A 17,347-nucleotide genomic window follows, 5' to 3' on the forward strand; every position below is an offset into this window, starting at 1 on the left:
TTACTGGAGTGGGTTTTGACAATGCCGTCTGCACAAGTTGCGCAGACGGCGTTTTGTTATTACGAAACAATGATAAACAACCCTTTATTTTTTCGAGATAATTCGCTCGTTTACTTTTCTCCAATCAAAGACATGAAAGGTTCGGTTGGTACTCATAGCCACCAAAATCCCTTCAGGAAATTGCGCTCCTAAATTTACGGAACTAGCGTCGGCTCCATCCGTCTCCATTGCACTAACAGGAATTTCAGCTAATAAAGGATATTCGTTTTTATTGGCTTTAGTTCCTTCCCGAGGATAAACCATAAAGGTATGCGAGCCTTGGTTAGACACGAGAATATAACCGGTTTCAGCCCCCGTTTTGTAAATAGCAATTCCTTCATGATCCTTTGAAAAACCACTTTGTCCGAAAAGAGCTAGTTCTTCATTATTATTTACCGCAGGATCAGCCATATATTTCCGAATCCCCGTTTGTTCATCGGAATAATAGATATAGCCCAGTTCGTTATCGACCGCAATGGCTTCAATTTCCTTCTTGCCACTATACTTCCCAAATTTCCGTACAAGGTCACCGCTGACAGATCCGGCTCCATTGTCTCTTAACCGATATTGCCATAAATAACCCACTGCCGGGCCCGATTTTCTGCCTACCACCGCAAATACTTGCTTGTCTCTCGGCCGCGTATACAAAGCAATGCCCATTGGAGCTCGCTCCTCTTCACCTACAAATACATCTATTCCGCCGTTATCCACGGGACTTAAATCAGGCAGCGTAAAAACTCGTATTTTATTTGTTTCACGCTCAGTCAACACCGCAATGTCCACACTTTTCCCGTTCAATTGAAAACCGTAAGCAATATCAACGTTATTCGGCCTTTTAATCCCCTCTACTCTTTTGACAATTTTCCCCTGCAGATTAAAAGCATAGAGAGCTCCATCACTATCTTTATCCGTTCCGATAATTAGGCTTTTTTCCACCTGTTCCGAATTAATCCAAATGGCCGGATCATCACTATCATGTTTAACCTTTTCGGTAATGACCGTTGCAACTAATGTATCTGTTGGGTGATCCAATGGTTGAGTTGATTTACTATCATTTTTATTGCTAGCCGATTGACAACCAAAAGCCAGTACAGTAGCCATAAACGCTAAAACGAAGTATACTTTATTTCTTTTGTTCATTATTCTTTTTCTCACAAAAATGCCTTTATTGACTGAATTAAATCAATTTTCAAGCGTTACAAATAGTGAACATGATTAAAAATAAAGGCAACAATTTGTAACAATACGTCCTAAATTTAGATTATGCCCACCTCTTCTCTGTTATTGAAATAGTATTAATGATGCATTTATAGAGTTTTAATAAAGAGTTAATAAGGATATTACCCTTATTAACCCTTTGTCAACACCTTATTAAATCCTTATCAAACCTTTGTTAATAGTAACAATAGTATCAAGTATTCGAGTGGAAAGCCTAATTAAACCATAAACAAGAACGCTTTATATAGCTTGAAGAAATGCCGTTAAACTCTTGCCCGGCTCGACACCTAATTTTTTACGAAGACGATACCTGGATACACGAAGACTGTCTGTAGAGATACCCAAGAGGGCAGCCATGTCCGGTGTATTCATGTTGAGTTTAATGAGGGAAACCAGGCGCAGATCTGCCGCAGATAAATCAGGGTTAATCTGTTGTAAATGCAGAAAGAAATCTTGATTAATTTCTTCGAATACTCTTCGGAAATCAACCCAGCTAGCTTCTTTATGAAAGCTTTGGTTAATCTTATTGAGTAATTGCCTAAGCTCTTTTTTATAGCTTCTACTATCGTTTCGAATAATTTCAGTCAAAGCCAGTTTCATTTCCTCCAGCAATTTATTTTTTTCAATTGCCTGGAGCGTATGAGACGTAATTTCTTTTGCTTTGCTTTCGATTTCGATCTGTAATTGCTCTTCCTGAAGTTTTTTATTTTGCAGCTCGACTTCCATTAAACGTTGCTTAGCCTGCAGCAAATCCGTTTCCTGATCGCGAAGCTGCCTTTCATTGCGTATTTTTTGCCGCTGGTTTCTCACCACGATTATGAATAAAAGAACCAATAAACAAGCGATAATACCAAGTGTTGCATAGATAATAATGGCCGTTCTGCGCTCCTTCGCCAATTGTGCGATGCGGGCGTCTTTACGATCAATATCGTAAAGTACCTTAAGCAGAGCAGCTTGGTTTTTACTATCTTCATTATAGATTTCGATATACAGCTTCCGACTCAACTCTAAATAGTAAAATGCACTATCCGCATTTTTCAGAAAACTATAGGTCTTCCCTAGGTCCCTATAAGCACTACTTAATCTGCTCCATGCTTTGTTTTCTTTAGCTAACTTTTCGGCCAGTCCGGTATAGATCAAGGCCTCTTGGTATTTGCCCGTCTTTCTGTTGATATCTCCTATGTTATTATAGGCATCAATTAGCATTGGAATATTATCGTTCGCTTTAAAACGATTCAATGCTTTGGTAAAGTATTGATAGGCCTCAACATACCTTCCCTTGTCTTCATAAATACTTCCTAAATTCTCGTTGATTAAAGCTATGCCGTCTAAGTCATTTATTTGCTCAAAGGCTTGCATAGCCTTTTGTTGAAAGTAAAAAGCGCTGTCGTAATCGCTACATTTTTCATAAAGATGCCCAAGATTTCCATAAGTATTTCCTTGTCCTTTAACATCTTCTGATCTTTTATAGCTATTTAAGGCTTGGAAATAAAGGCGTTTAGCTTCTTCTCTTTGATTGTTTAAAAATAACAAGAGAGCTAAATCATTCAGGTTTGCCGCTCGTTGACTTTGGTTTCCTCGCTCCAGCAGTTTTTCTGCTTGTAGATGGTAATTTAATGACTGTGCGAAGAGGCCCGAGTTATAACATATCTGCCCCATCTTTTGCAAGGATAAGGCTTGTTTAAGCTTATCGTCTTGCCTTTCGGCTTGCAGATAACGTTCATTCTCTATGACTAATAAGGAATCGGAAGGTCGAATATCATACAGATCTAAATACCCAATATCCAAAACAGCAGAAGGTGTTTGCGCTGTTAAAAAACGTGGATAGCATAATATCCAGGCAATTGCAAAGATACAGACACGAAAACGTACCATATCACAAAAATAATCGCCTGATGTTAATTTATTGTTAATTAAAATCTTATAAAGTGTTCGCTTAATAAACGAAGTTGCCGCAGTTATATACCATGACCTAGGTCTATAATAAAAAGGGCTATCTAGTGCATGACAGCCCCTTTTATTTTTCTATTATTACTTACATATCAAACTTAAGACCTAGATTATAACGTGGTTTATAAAACTCATTTTGCATCGGACGATTACTGGCGCCCCAATAATAGCGTAACGATTGATTGGTCAGGTTATTAGCTTCTGCAAACACGCGCATATACTTTCCGAATTTATACGAAGCATTTGCATCTAAGAAGAATTGGCTATCGTAATAAAAATCGCTAAAAGCATCGGATCCTATTTCATCGATGTAAGCAGCTGTATAATTGGCTGAGACACGCGCGGAAAAGCGTTTATTTTCCCACGATAACGAACCATTCACCATATGTGGGGCAGTTTGTGGCAAAGTCATATTACCTCTCGGATTACCATCCGCATCCGCAATACCTTTCGCTTTCGACTTGGTGTAGGTGTAGTTGGCATATACGCCAAAACCTTTCAGGAATTTACCGGGCAGGAAGTCCAATTGACGCTGAATAGCAAGCTCAAAACCATAAACATCCACATTATCGCCGTTACGATCCTGCACAAAACGCCAAGTTTCTCCTTCCGGAATTAAATTGCTTGCTCCTGGAAAATCGTTTGCAAACTGTTCTGCCGTATAATCTCTATTACTGTATTTATAAATAAAATTCTTCAAGTTTTTATAATATACACCTCCGGAAATAATACCGACCGACTTAAAATACTTCTCCGCCATGAGATCGAAGTTCCAAGCATAAGTCGCTTTTAGATCCGGATTACCCGCCACGACAAAACCATCGTCTATGTTAGACTGTACATAAGGGGCGATCGCATAATAGTTCGGTCTGGCCAAGCTCGTTGTAACAGCACCTCTTAATACCAAGTCTTCTTGAGGAACATACTTAAAAGTTACACTCGGTAATACGTTTGTATAACTATTTTTAACAGACCTTGTACCTGCCAGTTCTTCCTCATCGGCCACCACATTTCCGGTATAGTCGATATTGGTATGTTCGATCCTTGCCCCTAAAATCATGGACAATTGACTATTGAAATCCTGATCCCAACGAATATAACCAGCGGTTATTCGTTCTTTGGCTTTATAATTTGCGGATAAATACTCATCGGGTTTATCCTCTTGCTCAAACTGAGACGCATCTGTCAAATCAAGGTTACCCAATAAATGCTTGTCGGCAAATAAACCGGGTGCATATTGGTTACCTGGTTCAAAGGCACCTGTCCAATTGACAGTTTGCACATTGCCTAAAACATCATATTGTCCGCCAAGTGGTGTGTATTCAAAGAATTCATTTCTCCGTTCCTTCTCTTTCAGACGTAAGCGGGCACCAAAACGCAAGCGACCTTTTTCACCGTCAATCAAGGAGAAAGGAACCCGAAAGTTCAGTTTTGCACCTAGTTCGGTTTCATCGGTATAATCATGATTTTCGCTGATGGCGTCAAGTTGACTTAAACCAGCATTTGGACGGTCATACACTAAATCTACCGGGCGATCATTAGAAGAGGGCACTTGTTGGATCAATAAGTCTTCTTCGCTTTCGTATTCGTAGTTAATGTATCGTTCATGTGGCCGGTCTTCACTTGCCTTCGCATAACTCACTGCCCAATCCATATCCAAGGACGAACCCAGCAGGTGATTCCCACCCAATGAATAGTTTTGCACACGTTGGTCTTCTAAGCGAGCATAATCAACGCGGTTATTACCGATGCCCCCTTTAGTTTCGCGCGAAATTTTATCGAGTTTAAAACCTCCCGCCACTCCCAGATCTTCTTCCGCCAATTCCATATCGGTTCGCACACGATATCGGTTTTCCCAGTCGTCCCGCCAATTGTACATGAGATTAGCATATAAACTATGATTCTCATTAATTTTATAATCAAAAGCTCCCGCCACACTTCTTCTAACACGGTGCACATTGTATCTTCGAATATCTTCGCGAGATAGCCACGCATTGCCATCTTTATCCTGTTCCCATTCGCCTTCAATACCTTCGGAGCCCAGTTGATTATTGTTGTAAGAGCCACTCAACACCATACCGAATTTGTTATTAGCAAAACGGTTTCCATAAACAAAAGCACCGGTATAAATGGGTGTTTGGTGTAAGGGGTTATAACCGCCTGCTAAGGTTGCCGATATCCGTTGCCCATTTGGTGAGGCCCTCGTAATCAAGTTCACCGATCCACCGATGGCATCCGCGTCCATGTCGGGCGTTAACGTTTTATTCACCTCGATGGTTGAAATCATATCCGAGGGGATTAAATCCATTTGTACCCGTCGATTGTCACCTTCTGCCGAAGGGATCCGATCGCCATTGAGTGTCACGGAATTTAACTCCGGTGACAATCCACGCACGATAATATTGCGGGCTTCTCCTTGGTCATTCTGCATGGTAATACCAGGAACGCGCCGCAAGGCGTCACCGATATTAGCATCAGGGAAACGTCCTACTTGATCAGATGAAATGATATTGGTGATATTAGATTTACTTTTTTGTTGATTAAGCGCCCTGGCCTGTCCTCGGAGACGATCACCCATAATGACTACCTCGTCCATCGTAACGGAACCGTCTTCTAACATAAAATTGATAACTGTATTTTCCCCCGCAGTTACCAGGACCTGCTGCTTTGCCCTTTGATAACCCATATAAATTACTTCCATTTCATAGGTTCCTGCAGGCACATTTAAAAATTCATAGTCGCCATTTTGACCTGATATAGTATAACGGTTTCCAACATTGAGGCGTACAGTGGCTCCCGGCAAGGAAGCTCTTGTAAGCGATTCTTGCACTTTTCCGGAAATTACTCCATGCTGTTGTGCAAAAGCGATAAAGGATAAGGTCAAGAGCAAACAGCTTGTAAAAAGTTTTTTCATTTCTTTGATGGTTTAGTATTTCACTTAAGACATGACAGCTTGATATTAACATCTCACTTGTTCATGTTACAAAGTTGATGAACCTCACCATTTCCATGAAAAGGCAAACGTTACAAAATATATACCTAGCCCTTTCAACCGTTAACAGCATAGCAGCAAGCAGATAAAAACAAAGCACAAAATACTCATTAACAAACACTTACAAACAAACAAAAGAACCATTAAGTTTATGTTAAATAGAAGTTAGCTTTGGAGCAGTGAGAAGTAAGATTGAAGGTATAAGGTGGAGTATGATATCCATAAGGCTTATAGCTTATAGCCTATTGCTTATAGCTTATAGCCTATTACTTAAAGCCCGCATGCCTCTTATGAAAATAAATATGTGCGGGCAATCCAAAAGGTTTTTCACTTGTTGTATAATAGCCGGACCCGTCCCGTGCAAAAGTGATTGCTTCGCCTTGCGGTTCGGGCTGATAAGGCTGCATAATGCCTTCATGACGAAACATTTCGGGTATAGATTCACCTTGCTTACGCTTCCAATAATACACATTCAGTAGATTTTTTATCAGCACCTCCTTACCATCCGGCGAGATATCGGCACTTGTAACAAAGGTATAAGGAATGGAAATACGCTTTTTCAGGGTAATCGTATCAGTTTTCTGTGCAGGAAGTATCGCTTCATAGACACCAACATGCAGGTCGCGCTTACTTATAATATAGAGCCTTTTATCAATAGGGTCGAAAAATAGGGACTCAGCGTCTTTCGGACCGTCTTCATAGCGAAGAGTGTACGTTGTAATGGACTGTTTAGGAATGGTATCAACAACGTTGTTCTCATTAATTTTTGGCTCTTCAAACTTATGAATATAAATAGTTGAATGTTTTGCCAAATTGTCGCCAATATCGCCAACTAATAAATAAGACTTCCCGCTATCTTTCATGGCAGCCATATCTTCCCAATCACGGGCGTCAATTCCTTCTAAATAATAGGTTGTTTTATGTCTCGCCGCGCTATCCAGCAAAAACACACGGGCCTGATCACCGCTATCGTTGTGTGTCCAGAAATAACCTGGATTATAACCACTGCAGACTAAACCCGAAGCTTCGTCGATAGCGTCATAAGTAATCTCGCCTTTATCGATTGCTTCTCCAAATTTACCTTGTTCTATGGGGCAGAATACGGTAAGAAGAAACGATATACCGATGATGTGAATAATTAAACGCATAGTAATTTATTTGACAATTAAAGGTTCCCCCTCCCTGACCATTTTTTGTACCTTTGCCCATATTTTGGTTGACATGCAGATAGAACAATTTTACGACACCGGGCTCTCCCATGCTTCTTACGCTATTGTTAGTAATAACGAAATGGTACTGGTTGATCCGGCAAGAGATCCTGAGCCGTACCTCGCCTTTGCAAGAGAAAATCATGCCAAAATTATCGGCATCATTGAAACACATCCTCATGCAGATTTTGTGAGCAGTCATTTGGAGCTTCATAAACGTACGGGAGCCGCCATATATACCAGTAAATTAGTAGAAGCGGATTATCCACATCAATCTTTTGACGAAAACGATGTGATTGAAATTGGTAGTCATACCTTAAAAGCACTTAATACTCCCGGACATTCACCCGACAGTATTTGTGTACTGTTGAGCGATCAAACCGGAAAAGAATTGGCTTTATTTACAGGTGATACCCTTTTCGTTGGAGACGTTGGACGACCTGATCTTCGCGAAAATGTTGGAAATGTAAAGGCAAAAGCGACCGAATTGGCAAAAGCCATGTATCATACCTTGCACAGCAAAATCATGAAGTTACCGGCTGACGTGGTAGTCTATCCAGCACACGGCCCTGGCTCGCTTTGTGGCAGGAGCATGAGTAAAGAGTTACAAAGCACTATTGGCAAAGAGCTCAAAGAAAACCCGGTTTTACGCCCCATGGAAGAGTCGGAATTTGTAGAATTGCTAATGGATGACCAGCCTTTTATTCCAAAGTACTTTGTCCATGATGTAGCAATCAATCGTTCGGGGGCCGACGATTTGGAAGCAAGCTTGGCACACATTATACGTATAGTGGAATCAGAAATTGAAAACACTACCGCTTTGCTCATCGATACGCGCCCTGCACATGTATTCAAAGCCGGGCATTATCCACATGCCATTAATATTCCGGATGGCAACAAATTTGAGACCTGGGTCGGCAGTATTGTTGGGCCGGGCGAATCATTCTATTTAATTGTTGCGGAAGAACGAAACGCGGATGGTTTATTGCGTAAACTGGCCAAGATCGGTTATGAGAGTCAGTGTAAAGGCTATCTCACATCAACGGAAAGCAGTAATGTAAGTCCAGCGTTCGATCTTTCTTTTTTCAAAGAAAACGAAACTGACTTTACAATTATCGACATTCGCAATGATAGCGAGCTAAAGAAGGGCAAGTTGTTTAAGGAAGCCATTCATATACCCCTGCCCCGATTACGGGAATCGCTTCAAGCAATACCGGAAGAAAAGCCGATTGTCGTACATTGCGCCGGCGGCTATCGCTCGGCTATCGGCTCGAGCATTATTGCCGCTCGTGTAGCGGTACCTGTATACGATTTAAGTACTGCTGTACATGAATTTTCTCCAATTAGCTAATTACCAAATTGGCTAATTAGCCAATAATTATAAGAAGAAGATGAACTTTGTAATAACCGCTGACGGCTCGAAAACTATTTTCCATGAAACGGTCGGAGAGCATTATCACTCCAAGCATGGAGCGGTGCAGGAAAGCAGGCATGTATTTCTTCAATCCGGGTTACAATACCTCCTCCAACAGGGGTTAACTTCACAAAATGAGAAAGTATCGATTCTAGAGGTAGGATTCGGAACAGGTCTTAATTTTTTGTTGACCGCGGATTATTGCTTGAAACAAAACATTAAATTAACCTATACCGGTATTGAAGCCTATCCACTCGAAGTTGAGGTGATTGCACAAACGGGTTATGACAAAGAAGTAGATGCTACTCTTTGGCATTCATTCTTGGAGCATTATGGCCAAGCTCTATCCAATCCGCAATGTTTAGTGAACGAAATAGACTTAACGATTGCCCATCAAGAAGTACTTAGCTTCAACAGCAAACAACGTGTTGACGTACTTTATTTTGATGCCTTCGCTGCGATTCATCAGCCGGAAATGTGGACATTGGAAACGCTTGAACATGCATGTTCCTTTCTAAAACCGGGAGGCGTATTTGTAACCTATGCTATTACAGGCAACCTAAAGCGTACGATGAAAAGTCTGGGATTTTCCATAGAAAAAGCACCCGGAGCACCGGGAAAGCGGGAGATGTTAAGGGCTGTTAAAATTGGTTAATTAGGTAGTGGAATGGTTAAGTTGTTAAATAGTTAAGTAGTAAAATCTCGACTACTCAATGTTTTGACCTCTCAATTAACGTCTCAACTACTCAACGTTTTGACTTCTCAACCACTCGACAATTTACAATTCCCCTTCAACCCCCAGCCCGAATAAAGCAAAGTCGTATTTCACGGGATCGTTGGCATCTAGTAGTCGAAGGTTGTCTGTTAGTTCAACAGCCGTATTCCAATCCGTCTGTTTACGCGTAATTAAACCTAAATGCCTGGCAACCCGTTCAACATGAACATCGCAGGGACAAATTAACTCGCTCATTCTTATTCGCTTCCAAATACCGAAATCCACTCCTCGAAGATCATTGCGAACCATCCAGCGTAAAAACATATTAAGGCGTTTACAAGTTGACTTTTGAGCCGGTGAACTGATATGTTTTCGTGTGCGGGTAGGGTAATCCGGTAAACTAAAAAAATATGCCCGAAAACGATTCAATGCATCTTCAACCTTTAAATTCGGACGTATAAGCTCAGTTTGATAACACACATTACTGCTCATCTCTTGACTTGATACAGCTTCTTCCTGCCCTTCCATTAAAAAGTCTTCCCTAAACTCGCTCGACATCGATGAAGGCAAAAACGCATCCTCCAGGGAGTTAAAACGTTCATAATGCGCTCTGAAAAAGCTGACGAAATACAGCAAGTCGGTATCATTAAAAGTTCGATGCTTGAAGCCCAACAAGCCTTTCAAATCATCTGGTTCATGTCCTATAATAAACGCATAAGGCTTTCCATCCATTCTGTCAATTAGTTCGCGGCATTTATTGATAATGGTTTTCCGTTGTCCCCAAGCTAATACCGCTGCGAAAAAGCCCATGATTTCCACATCCTGCTTTACTGAAAATTGATGCGGAATGCAGATCGGATCATTTTCAATAAATCCAGGCTGATTATATTGTTCAACCTTACGATCGAGGAAGTTTTTTAAATGAAGCATTTAGCAGTTAGCATTTAGTGATTAGTGGTCAACAAACAGCTATTAATTCGTACAACGTATAACCTAAAGCTTATAACTTAAGAGCTTGCTCCAAATCTTTCAAAAGGTCTTCAATATCTTCGACACCAACACTAATACGGATTAGATTATCAACAACTCCGACTTTTTCTCTAATTTCTTTTGGAATAGAGCCGTGGGTCATGGTAGCGGGATGGTTGATCAAAGATTCGACACCTCCCAACGATTCGGCTAAAGAAAAAACTTTAAACGAGGAAGCTACTTTGAAGGTATCCTGTAGGGAGGCGTCCTTTAAAGCAATGGAAATCATACCACCGAAATCGCGCATCTGTTTTTTAGCTACTTCATGATTTGGGTGGTCTTCAAAACCCGGCCAATATACCTTTTCAATTCTTGGATGATTCCGTAAGAATTGGGCTATCTGCCTACCATTCTCACAATGAGCTTTCATACGAAGATGAAGCGTTTTTATACCGCGAAGAGCCAGGAAACTATCTTGAGGCCCCGGTGTACCGCCACATGCGTTATAATAAAAGAACAATTGCTTATACAATTCTTCATTATTGGTGACTAAAGCGCCCATCACCACATCGCTATGTCCGGCTATATATTTCGTAACTGAATGCATTACAATATCTGCGCCTAAATCGATCGGATTTTGTAAATAAGGCGAAGCAAAGGTATTGTCCACTACATATAGAACGCCAGCCTCTTTCGCAATGAGTCCTACCGCTTCAATATCAACAATTTGCATCGTTGGATTCGTAGGAGTTTCAATCCAGATCAGCTTTGTTCGATCGTTTAAATAAGACCGGATAGTTTCAGGCCGCGTGAAGTCAACAAAATGGAACTTAATACCAAACTTCTCAAACACTTTTGTAAAGATCCGATACGAACCGCCGTATAAATCATTACCCGTAATAACCTCGTCCCCTGGCTTTAGCAAGCGTAGCACCGTATCGGTAGCGGCCATACCACTGGAGAAAGCCAAACCATATTTAGCATTTTCCAAGGCTGCAATACATTCCTCCAGTGCTTTGCGCGTCGGATTGGTACCTCGCGAGTATTCATAACCTTTATGCTCCCCAGGCGATTGTTGCCAGTACGTCGATGTCTGATAAATCGGCGTCATCACCGCTCCGGTTGTCGGATCGGGATGCTGCCCTGCATGTATAGCTTTTGTTGCGAATTTCATAAATTTCGTTATTCGTTGTTAGTTGTTAGTTATTCGTTGTTAGTTGTTAGTTATTGACTATGAACAAGAACTAATAACTAATAACCAATTATCGATTATGACTAAGAACCAGTAACCGATAACTAATAACCAATTAATAAGCCTTAGCAAACAACACCCGTTGTTTTGATGGTTTGCCCGTAAATATACACGTTCCTTCTTCCTCTTTATTATTAAGAGGAATACAGCGGATGGTCGCTTTGGTTTCCTCCTTCACTCTTTTCTCTGTTTCTACTGTACCATCCCAATGGGCCGAGATAAAGCCGCCCTCCCCTTCTAGCACCTTTTTAAATTCTTCATAAGAATTTACTTCGGTAATGTGTGCATCGCGGTAAGTTAGTGCTTTTTGGTAGATATTCTCCTGTATAGTAATTAATAATTGTTCGATGGCTTCCGCTAATCCTGTTTGCGGAACCGTTTCTTTGCTTTGCGTATCCCTTCTTGCCAGCTCCACAGTTCCATTTTGCAAATCACGAGCTCCTATCGCTACACGGACCGGCACTCCTTTAAGCTCCCATTCGGCAAATTTGAATCCGGGACGTTGCGTATCACGGTCGTCATATTTGACGGAAATCCCCTTTTGCTTCAACTGTGCTATTAAGTTATCGGCAAGTGCGCCTATCTGCCGGCTCTCTTCTTTTGTTTTATAAATCGGTACAATAACTACCTGGATAGGCGCTAATTTAGGAGGCAAAACCAATCCAGCATCATCCGAGTGGGCCATAATTAAAGCACCCATCAAGCGGGTAGATACCCCCCAAGAGGTTGCCCATACATAATCCAGCTTGCCTTCTTTCGACGTAAATTTAACGTCAAAGGCCTTTGCAAAATTCTGCCCTAAAAAGTGGGAGGTGCCTGCCTGTAAAGCTTTACCATCTTGCATAAGCGCCTCGATGCAATAGGTATCTAAAGCTCCCGCAAAACGTTCGTTTTCCGTTTTTCTTCCACGAACCACAGGTAAAGCCATCCATTCTTCGGCAAAAGTAGCGTATACATTCAGCATACGTTCTGTTTCTTCCACAGCTTCCTCGCTTGTGGCATGCGCCGTATGCCCTTCTTGCCATAAAAATTCAGCTGTTCTCAAAAATAGACGCGTGCGCATCTCCCAACGTACGACATTGGCCCATTGATTGACCAAGATGGGTAAATCGCGATAAGACTGTATCCAGCCTTTGTAAGTATTCCATATAATGGTTTCCGAGGTTGGTCTTACAATTAACTCTTCCTCTAATTTTGCCTCTTCGTCAACAATGATTTGTCCATTTCCATCATTTTTAAGACGGTAGTGTGTCACAACGGCACACTCTGTGGCAAAACCTTCCACGTGAGAAGCCTCTTTTGAAAAAAATGACTTTGGTATGAAGAGCGGAAAATAGGCGTTGCTGTGGCCGGTGTCTTTAAACATTTGGTCAAGTGCCGCTTGCATTTTTTCCCATATAGCGTATCCATAGGGCTTAATAACCATACATCCACGTACGGCGGAATGTTCTGCTAAATCGGCTTTACTTACTAATTCATTATACCATTGCGAATAGTCTTCATTTCTGCTAGTTATACCTTTACTCATTGTTGTATGTTTGGAATAAAAATTGTACCTTAAATGGGAAGCAAAAGGAACTGTTAAAATTTGTTAAAAATGTTAAAATCACTGTAAAGTTACTTCCATTTTGCGAATGTAAGGATTATTAAATTATTTTTGTAGCAGACGCATTTTTACAACCGTTTACCTATTAAACCTTTTCGGTTTAACGGTGTCTAACGTTATAAAGACCACAAAATTATTTGAAAGGAAAGAACAATGAAAAGTAAACCATTAATCATAAAAAGTGCCATATTGATAGGTGCCTTATCCTTAGGATCTTGCGCTACCAGTCAGTACGCACAGAATACTTTTCAGGATGATGTTTATGGAGGGAAGACAAAGGCAAAGGAGATCGCCTATCGCAGCCCGGACTATTACGATGAGTATGCCGAGCCTGCAGAAGGTTACGATGAATATGCAGATACGGATACCAATGCTTATGCCGACCAATATGCAGATCAGAATGGAAGATATTACGACGATGAATATGCGGACAGCTATGGGGATGCATATGCAGACGAATATAGCGACTCTGAATATGCCAATCGTATCAATCGCTTTTACTATGCGACACCAGGCATGTCCTATTACGACCCATTTTTTGACCCTTGGTATGGCTATGCCGGCTGGGGCGGTGGTTTTGGCTGGGGCGGCGGCTTCGGCTTAGGTTTTGGTTGGAGAAGTGGCTGGGGTTGGGGTGGTGGCTTCGGCTGGGGCGGATACTGGGGTAACCCATATTACGCTGGTGGCTGGGGCGGCTGGTACTCACCTTGGTGGGGACCCTACTCCTATTACGGCGCTGGCTGGGGCTGGGGCGGCGGCTACTGGGGTGGCGGCTGGGGCTATCCAGGCTGGGGCTGGGGTGGTGGTTACATAAGCCGCGGAAACTATCAGCCTCGTTCATATGCCGATAACTATAGAGGGTCAAGATCGTCTATAACTCGAATTAACCGAGGTGTTACCGGACGGGTTACTTCAGGTAGTTCAAGACCTGCCAGAGGTGTGGTTTCCGGTGGGTCGGCTTCAAGCTATAGAGGTCGAGGCGGCCGGTCTTCATCCGATGCCAATATTAACTCATCAAGAGGTTCATCATATAACGGTTCGGCAAGAGGCAGTAGACCTGCAATTAGCAGACCGAATTATGGAAGATCCGAAGGCTTGTCAAGACCCGGTTATTCCCGTCCAGCTACAACAGGCTCAAGACCTGGCGTTACTAGACCTTCAGGATCTTATTCCAGACCAGCTCGACCAACTAATTCAAGACCGAGTGAAGGTTATTCACGCCCTACCTCAAGGCCATCCTATACTCCGTCTCCGAGTCGTTCGTCCGGAGGATTTAGCGGCGGTGGTGGCATGAGCAGAGGCGGTGGCGGCGGTTCCGGCAGCTCGTCTAGAGGTCGCGGAGGACGATAATCTTAGATAAAAATAAAGCCGACCTTTTTTGATCAATTGTTTCAAAATTAGTCGGCTTTATTATTACATAACATAAAGCAATCCACTTATTACTAATTAATTTACTTCTCATGAATAATAAGAAATTAGCAACTCTTTGTCTGTTTTTATTTACAGCGGTTGCTTCTAGGGGTCAAAATTTGGATGAGTCGCTTTTATTTTCACAATACGAGCAAGGCGCCACAGCTCGCTTTAAAGCGATGGGAAATGCGCAAACGGCACTGGGTGGGGATATTAGCAACATCGCCGGTAACCCCGCTGGTCTTGGTTTTTTCAACAATTCCGACATAAGCTTATCGCTCGATTATTTCGGTGATAAGAATAAAGCCACTTACTTTGGTTCCCAAACAGAGAGCACCCGAGATCGCTTCGGTTTAAATCAGTTAGGTATCGTTTTTAATCTCCCGTCTATGCGTGCGAGAGGTGCTAATCTAGATCAGGGTTGGCTTAACTTCAATGTAGGTTTAAGTTATAATAAAACGAACAGCTTTATATCCAACTTGAATTATTCAGGACAAAACAACGAATCAAGTATTGCCGACTATATGGCCGATCCTAGAACAGGTGTTGCTCACGACTTTGGTTGGGATGCGGGTTTAGTTGATATTGGCGCAGACAATCTGTATTTCCCTATGGGTGTTCCGGATAATACACAACGTTCTTTCACACAAACTAAGGGATCTCAATCAGAAACCAACCTGTCATTTGGGGCCAACTACAGCAATAAACTTTATCTAGGTGCATCCGTTGCATTTTCTTCTATTGATCATCGCACCTATAGGCGGTTTGAAGAGGATGGCTACCTGTTCGATGATAGAGTCGTAGACCAAGGCTCTCGTTTCCTAAACCCACAACAAGGTTCTGATGATCCTCGTTTCTACAACGAATTATTGAATTCCGATTATTACTACGATGATGATTACGAAGGGCATACAAAAGGCGCCGGTGTAAATGTAAAGCTTGGATTAATTTATCGCCCTACCGACATTATTCGTATCGGACTTTCGGCCACGACACCTACTTGGTATAATATGTCAACTGATTATTCAGATTATTATGGGATTACTAACTTTCACCCGGAAACAGGTGCGGAAATTTCGTGGTATGAATACGAGCCGGAGTACAGTTCATATGACTACAATTTAAGGACGCCATATCGTGTAAATGGTGGTATTTCCGCGGTATTTAGCAAAGGTCTGATCAGCGCAGACGTCGAATTCGTCAACTATAAAAGCATGAAAATCACTACAGATGTTGCTGACCTTGATATGCAATATGCAGAAGACATAAAAAATACATATAAAGGAGCCGTTAACTTAAAGGTCGGTGGTGAATATGTTGTTACGCCACAATTTATGATTCGCGCCGGTTATAACCATACGGGCAATCCTTACGAAAACGTAGATTATAAAGCACAATCGATTACCGGTGGTTTAGGTTTCCGCTTTGGCAACTATTACGTCGATGCAACTTATCAAAACTGGAGACAAGAGTATGATACAACGCCGTACGCTCTAGCTGCTGATTATCCGGTAAATTCGCCTATTGCCAGCGTTAAAAATACCCGTAACAATGTGTTCTTAACTATTGGCGCTAAATTTTAGTGCGATAATCGTAATCGCAAAATATAAAAAGGGTTAAGTAAAGATACTTAGCCCTTTTCCGTTTATTGGAAGCCAATCCTGTAGATTTCTGCATCGCTAAAGTGAAGTCTCCCAAACCAATTCATCCTTCACTTGTTAGCAAGATACGGTAAGTGTCAAAGCAGCCATAACAAAAGTAATATGGGAGATATTAGAAAAAAAATAATGTTTGATGCACCTTTGCAAAGGTCTTTTGATATTTTTCTGAGTGATTTGGGAATTTGGTGGCCTAAAGAGTACACTTGGTCGAAAGAAGAGTTGGTTGCCATCAAAGTCAATCCGACCGTCAATGGTTTTCTTACTGAAATAGGCCCATACGGCTTTCAGTGTGATTGGGGGCGAATTATAAAATTTGATCCATATACTTTAACTTTTCTTTGGCAAATAGGGCCTAACCGTGTGCCCGAACCAAACCCTGACAAAGCTAGTGAGGTGGAAATTTCCTTTAGCAAAGGCAATGAATGCACAACGATGATTTTGGAACATCGAAATTTTTCAAAGCATGGCGAAAACGGCCCTGCTTACCGGGAAATGATGGATGCACCGGAAGGATGGGATTATATTCTGGCTTGTTTCGTAGAATATTTACTAACCAAAACGGCTTAAAAGACTGTAGCTTTCAGCAATCGGCTTTATTGACTTCAGCTTTCGGATATCAGCTTTCGGCTTTAGTCGGTGCTACTGCTACTAATAGGGTCGTAAGCTATACGCTGTAAGCTTTAGGCAACACTAGCTCCATCATCAAATTGGCTAATCGGCTTATCGGCTAATTAGCAACTCCACAACTCAACTATTTAACTATTGACTAACCGACCGTAAGGAGCTCATGAACCGAGCGCAACGAGCTCATGAATGCCAATAAAAAGCAAACAACTATGAATAATACCATTGAAAATAAATACTTATGAATAATTTAAGCTATAAGCAGCAATAAGCTCTAAGCCATCTGATG

The 17,347-nt window shown here is 41.7% G+C and carries 12 protein-coding genes; 5 read left to right on the top strand and 7 right to left on the bottom strand.

Annotated features, from left to right (window positions below):
* Positions 1 to 84 precede the first annotated feature (84 nt).
* The 4 genes from ACH11B_RS24920 to ACH11B_RS24935 all read right to left on the bottom strand — a co-directional run bounded on the left by ACH11B_RS24920 (position 85) and on the right by ACH11B_RS24935 (position 7,347).
* Entirely contained in the window at positions 85 to 1,179 is a 1,095-nt protein-coding gene (locus ACH11B_RS24920; RefSeq protein WP_013667861.1) for a phytase, read from the bottom strand.
* Positions 1,180 to 1,497: 318 nt separating this feature from the next.
* Positions 1,498 to 3,132 (bottom strand): tetratricopeptide repeat protein, encoded by a 1,635-nt coding sequence (locus ACH11B_RS24925; protein WP_130858502.1) that lies wholly within the window; start codon positions 3,130 to 3,132, stop codon positions 1,498 to 1,500.
* A gap of 160 nt (positions 3,133 to 3,292) precedes the next feature.
* The gene (locus ACH11B_RS24930) at positions 3,293 to 6,121 is read right to left on the bottom strand and encodes a TonB-dependent receptor (RefSeq protein ID WP_377610961.1); all 2,829 of its coding nucleotides are present in this window, start codon (positions 6,119 to 6,121) and stop codon (positions 3,293 to 3,295) included.
* A 344-nt stretch (positions 6,122 to 6,465) separates the two neighbouring features.
* Positions 6,466 to 7,347 carry a hypothetical protein gene (locus ACH11B_RS24935; protein ID WP_377610963.1) on the bottom strand — a complete coding sequence of 294 codons (882 nt, stop codon included), beginning with the start codon at positions 7,345 to 7,347 and terminating at the stop codon, positions 6,466 to 6,468.
* A gap of 73 nt (positions 7,348 to 7,420) precedes the next feature.
* Between ACH11B_RS24935 and ACH11B_RS24940 the strand changes: the two genes are divergently transcribed.
* Together ACH11B_RS24940 and mnmD are read left to right on the top strand one after the other, a co-directional pair.
* Positions 7,421 to 8,758, top strand: coding sequence for an MBL fold metallo-hydrolase (locus ACH11B_RS24940; RefSeq protein ID WP_377610965.1), 1,338 nt, complete (start codon positions 7,421 to 7,423; stop codon positions 8,756 to 8,758).
* A gap of 40 nt (positions 8,759 to 8,798) precedes the next feature.
* The gene (gene mnmD, locus ACH11B_RS24945; RefSeq protein ID WP_130858506.1) at positions 8,799 to 9,476 is read left to right on the top strand and encodes a tRNA (5-methylaminomethyl-2-thiouridine)(34)-methyltransferase MnmD; all 678 of its coding nucleotides are present in this window, start codon (positions 8,799 to 8,801) and stop codon (positions 9,474 to 9,476) included.
* Positions 9,477 to 9,599: 123 nt separating this feature from the next.
* Here the strand turns inward: mnmD and ACH11B_RS24950 are convergent, their stop codons facing one another.
* The 3 genes from ACH11B_RS24950 to proS all read right to left on the bottom strand — a co-directional run bounded on the left by ACH11B_RS24950 (position 9,600) and on the right by proS (position 13,285).
* Positions 9,600 to 10,466, bottom strand: a complete 867-nt coding sequence (locus ACH11B_RS24950; protein WP_377610967.1) for a TIGR02757 family protein — start codon at positions 10,464 to 10,466, stop codon at positions 9,600 to 9,602.
* Positions 10,467 to 10,536: 70 nt separating this feature from the next.
* Positions 10,537 to 11,679 (bottom strand): cystathionine gamma-synthase, encoded by a 1,143-nt coding sequence (locus tag ACH11B_RS24955; RefSeq protein ID WP_377610969.1) that lies wholly within the window; start codon positions 11,677 to 11,679, stop codon positions 10,537 to 10,539.
* Positions 11,680 to 11,812: 133 nt separating this feature from the next.
* Positions 11,813 to 13,285, bottom strand: a complete 1,473-nt coding sequence (gene proS / locus ACH11B_RS24960; RefSeq protein WP_377610971.1) for a proline--tRNA ligase — start codon at positions 13,283 to 13,285, stop codon at positions 11,813 to 11,815.
* Positions 13,286 to 13,516: 231 nt separating this feature from the next.
* On the opposite strand from proS, the gene ACH11B_RS24965 reads away from it, so the two are divergent.
* From ACH11B_RS24965 to ACH11B_RS24975, 3 genes are all read left to right on the top strand, one after another.
* Positions 13,517 to 14,713, top strand: coding sequence for a hypothetical protein (locus ACH11B_RS24965; protein WP_149105994.1), 1,197 nt, complete (start codon positions 13,517 to 13,519; stop codon positions 14,711 to 14,713).
* A 110-nt stretch (positions 14,714 to 14,823) separates the two neighbouring features.
* Positions 14,824 to 16,356, top strand: a complete 1,533-nt coding sequence (locus ACH11B_RS24970) for an OmpP1/FadL family transporter (RefSeq protein ID WP_130856825.1) — start codon at positions 14,824 to 14,826, stop codon at positions 16,354 to 16,356.
* Between the two features lie 180 nt (positions 16,357 to 16,536).
* Entirely contained in the window at positions 16,537 to 17,001 is a 465-nt protein-coding gene (locus tag ACH11B_RS24975) for a hypothetical protein (protein WP_377610972.1), read from the top strand.
* Positions 17,002 to 17,347: the final 346 nt, after the last annotated feature.

Origin of the sequence: Olivibacter sp. EAT-5 (assembly GCF_044784325.1) — a bacterium.
In the GTDB taxonomy this organism is placed as follows: Bacteria; Bacteroidota; Bacteroidia; order Sphingobacteriales; family Sphingobacteriaceae; genus Olivibacter; species Olivibacter oleidegradans.

Bases quoted from the DNA above. Each gene is read 5' to 3' on its own strand.
- ACH11B_RS24920 (WP_013667861.1), bottom strand. From the start codon at position 1,179: ATGAACAAAAGAAATAAAGTATACTTCGTTTTAGCGTTTATGGCTACT.
- ACH11B_RS24925 (WP_130858502.1), bottom strand. From the start codon at position 3,132: ATGGTACGTTTTCGTGTCTGTATCTTTGCAATTGCCTGGATATTATGC.
- ACH11B_RS24930 (WP_377610961.1), bottom strand. From the start codon at position 6,121: ATGAAAAAACTTTTTACAAGCTGTTTGCTCTTGACCTTATCCTTTATC.
- ACH11B_RS24935 (WP_377610963.1), bottom strand. From the start codon at position 7,347: ATGCGTTTAATTATTCACATCATCGGTATATCGTTTCTTCTTACCGTA.
- ACH11B_RS24940 (WP_377610965.1), top strand. From the start codon at position 7,421: ATGCAGATAGAACAATTTTACGACACCGGGCTCTCCCATGCTTCTTAC.
- mnmD (WP_130858506.1), top strand. From the start codon at position 8,799: ATGAACTTTGTAATAACCGCTGACGGCTCGAAAACTATTTTCCATGAA.
- ACH11B_RS24950 (WP_377610967.1), bottom strand. From the start codon at position 10,466: ATGCTTCATTTAAAAAACTTCCTCGATCGTAAGGTTGAACAATATAAT.
- ACH11B_RS24955 (WP_377610969.1), bottom strand. From the start codon at position 11,679: ATGAAATTCGCAACAAAAGCTATACATGCAGGGCAGCATCCCGATCCG.
- proS (WP_377610971.1), bottom strand. From the start codon at position 13,285: ATGAGTAAAGGTATAACTAGCAGAAATGAAGACTATTCGCAATGGTAT.
- ACH11B_RS24965 (WP_149105994.1), top strand. From the start codon at position 13,517: ATGAAAAGTAAACCATTAATCATAAAAAGTGCCATATTGATAGGTGCC.
- ACH11B_RS24970 (WP_130856825.1), top strand. From the start codon at position 14,824: ATGAATAATAAGAAATTAGCAACTCTTTGTCTGTTTTTATTTACAGCG.
- ACH11B_RS24975 (WP_377610972.1), top strand. From the start codon at position 16,537: ATGGGAGATATTAGAAAAAAAATAATGTTTGATGCACCTTTGCAAAGG.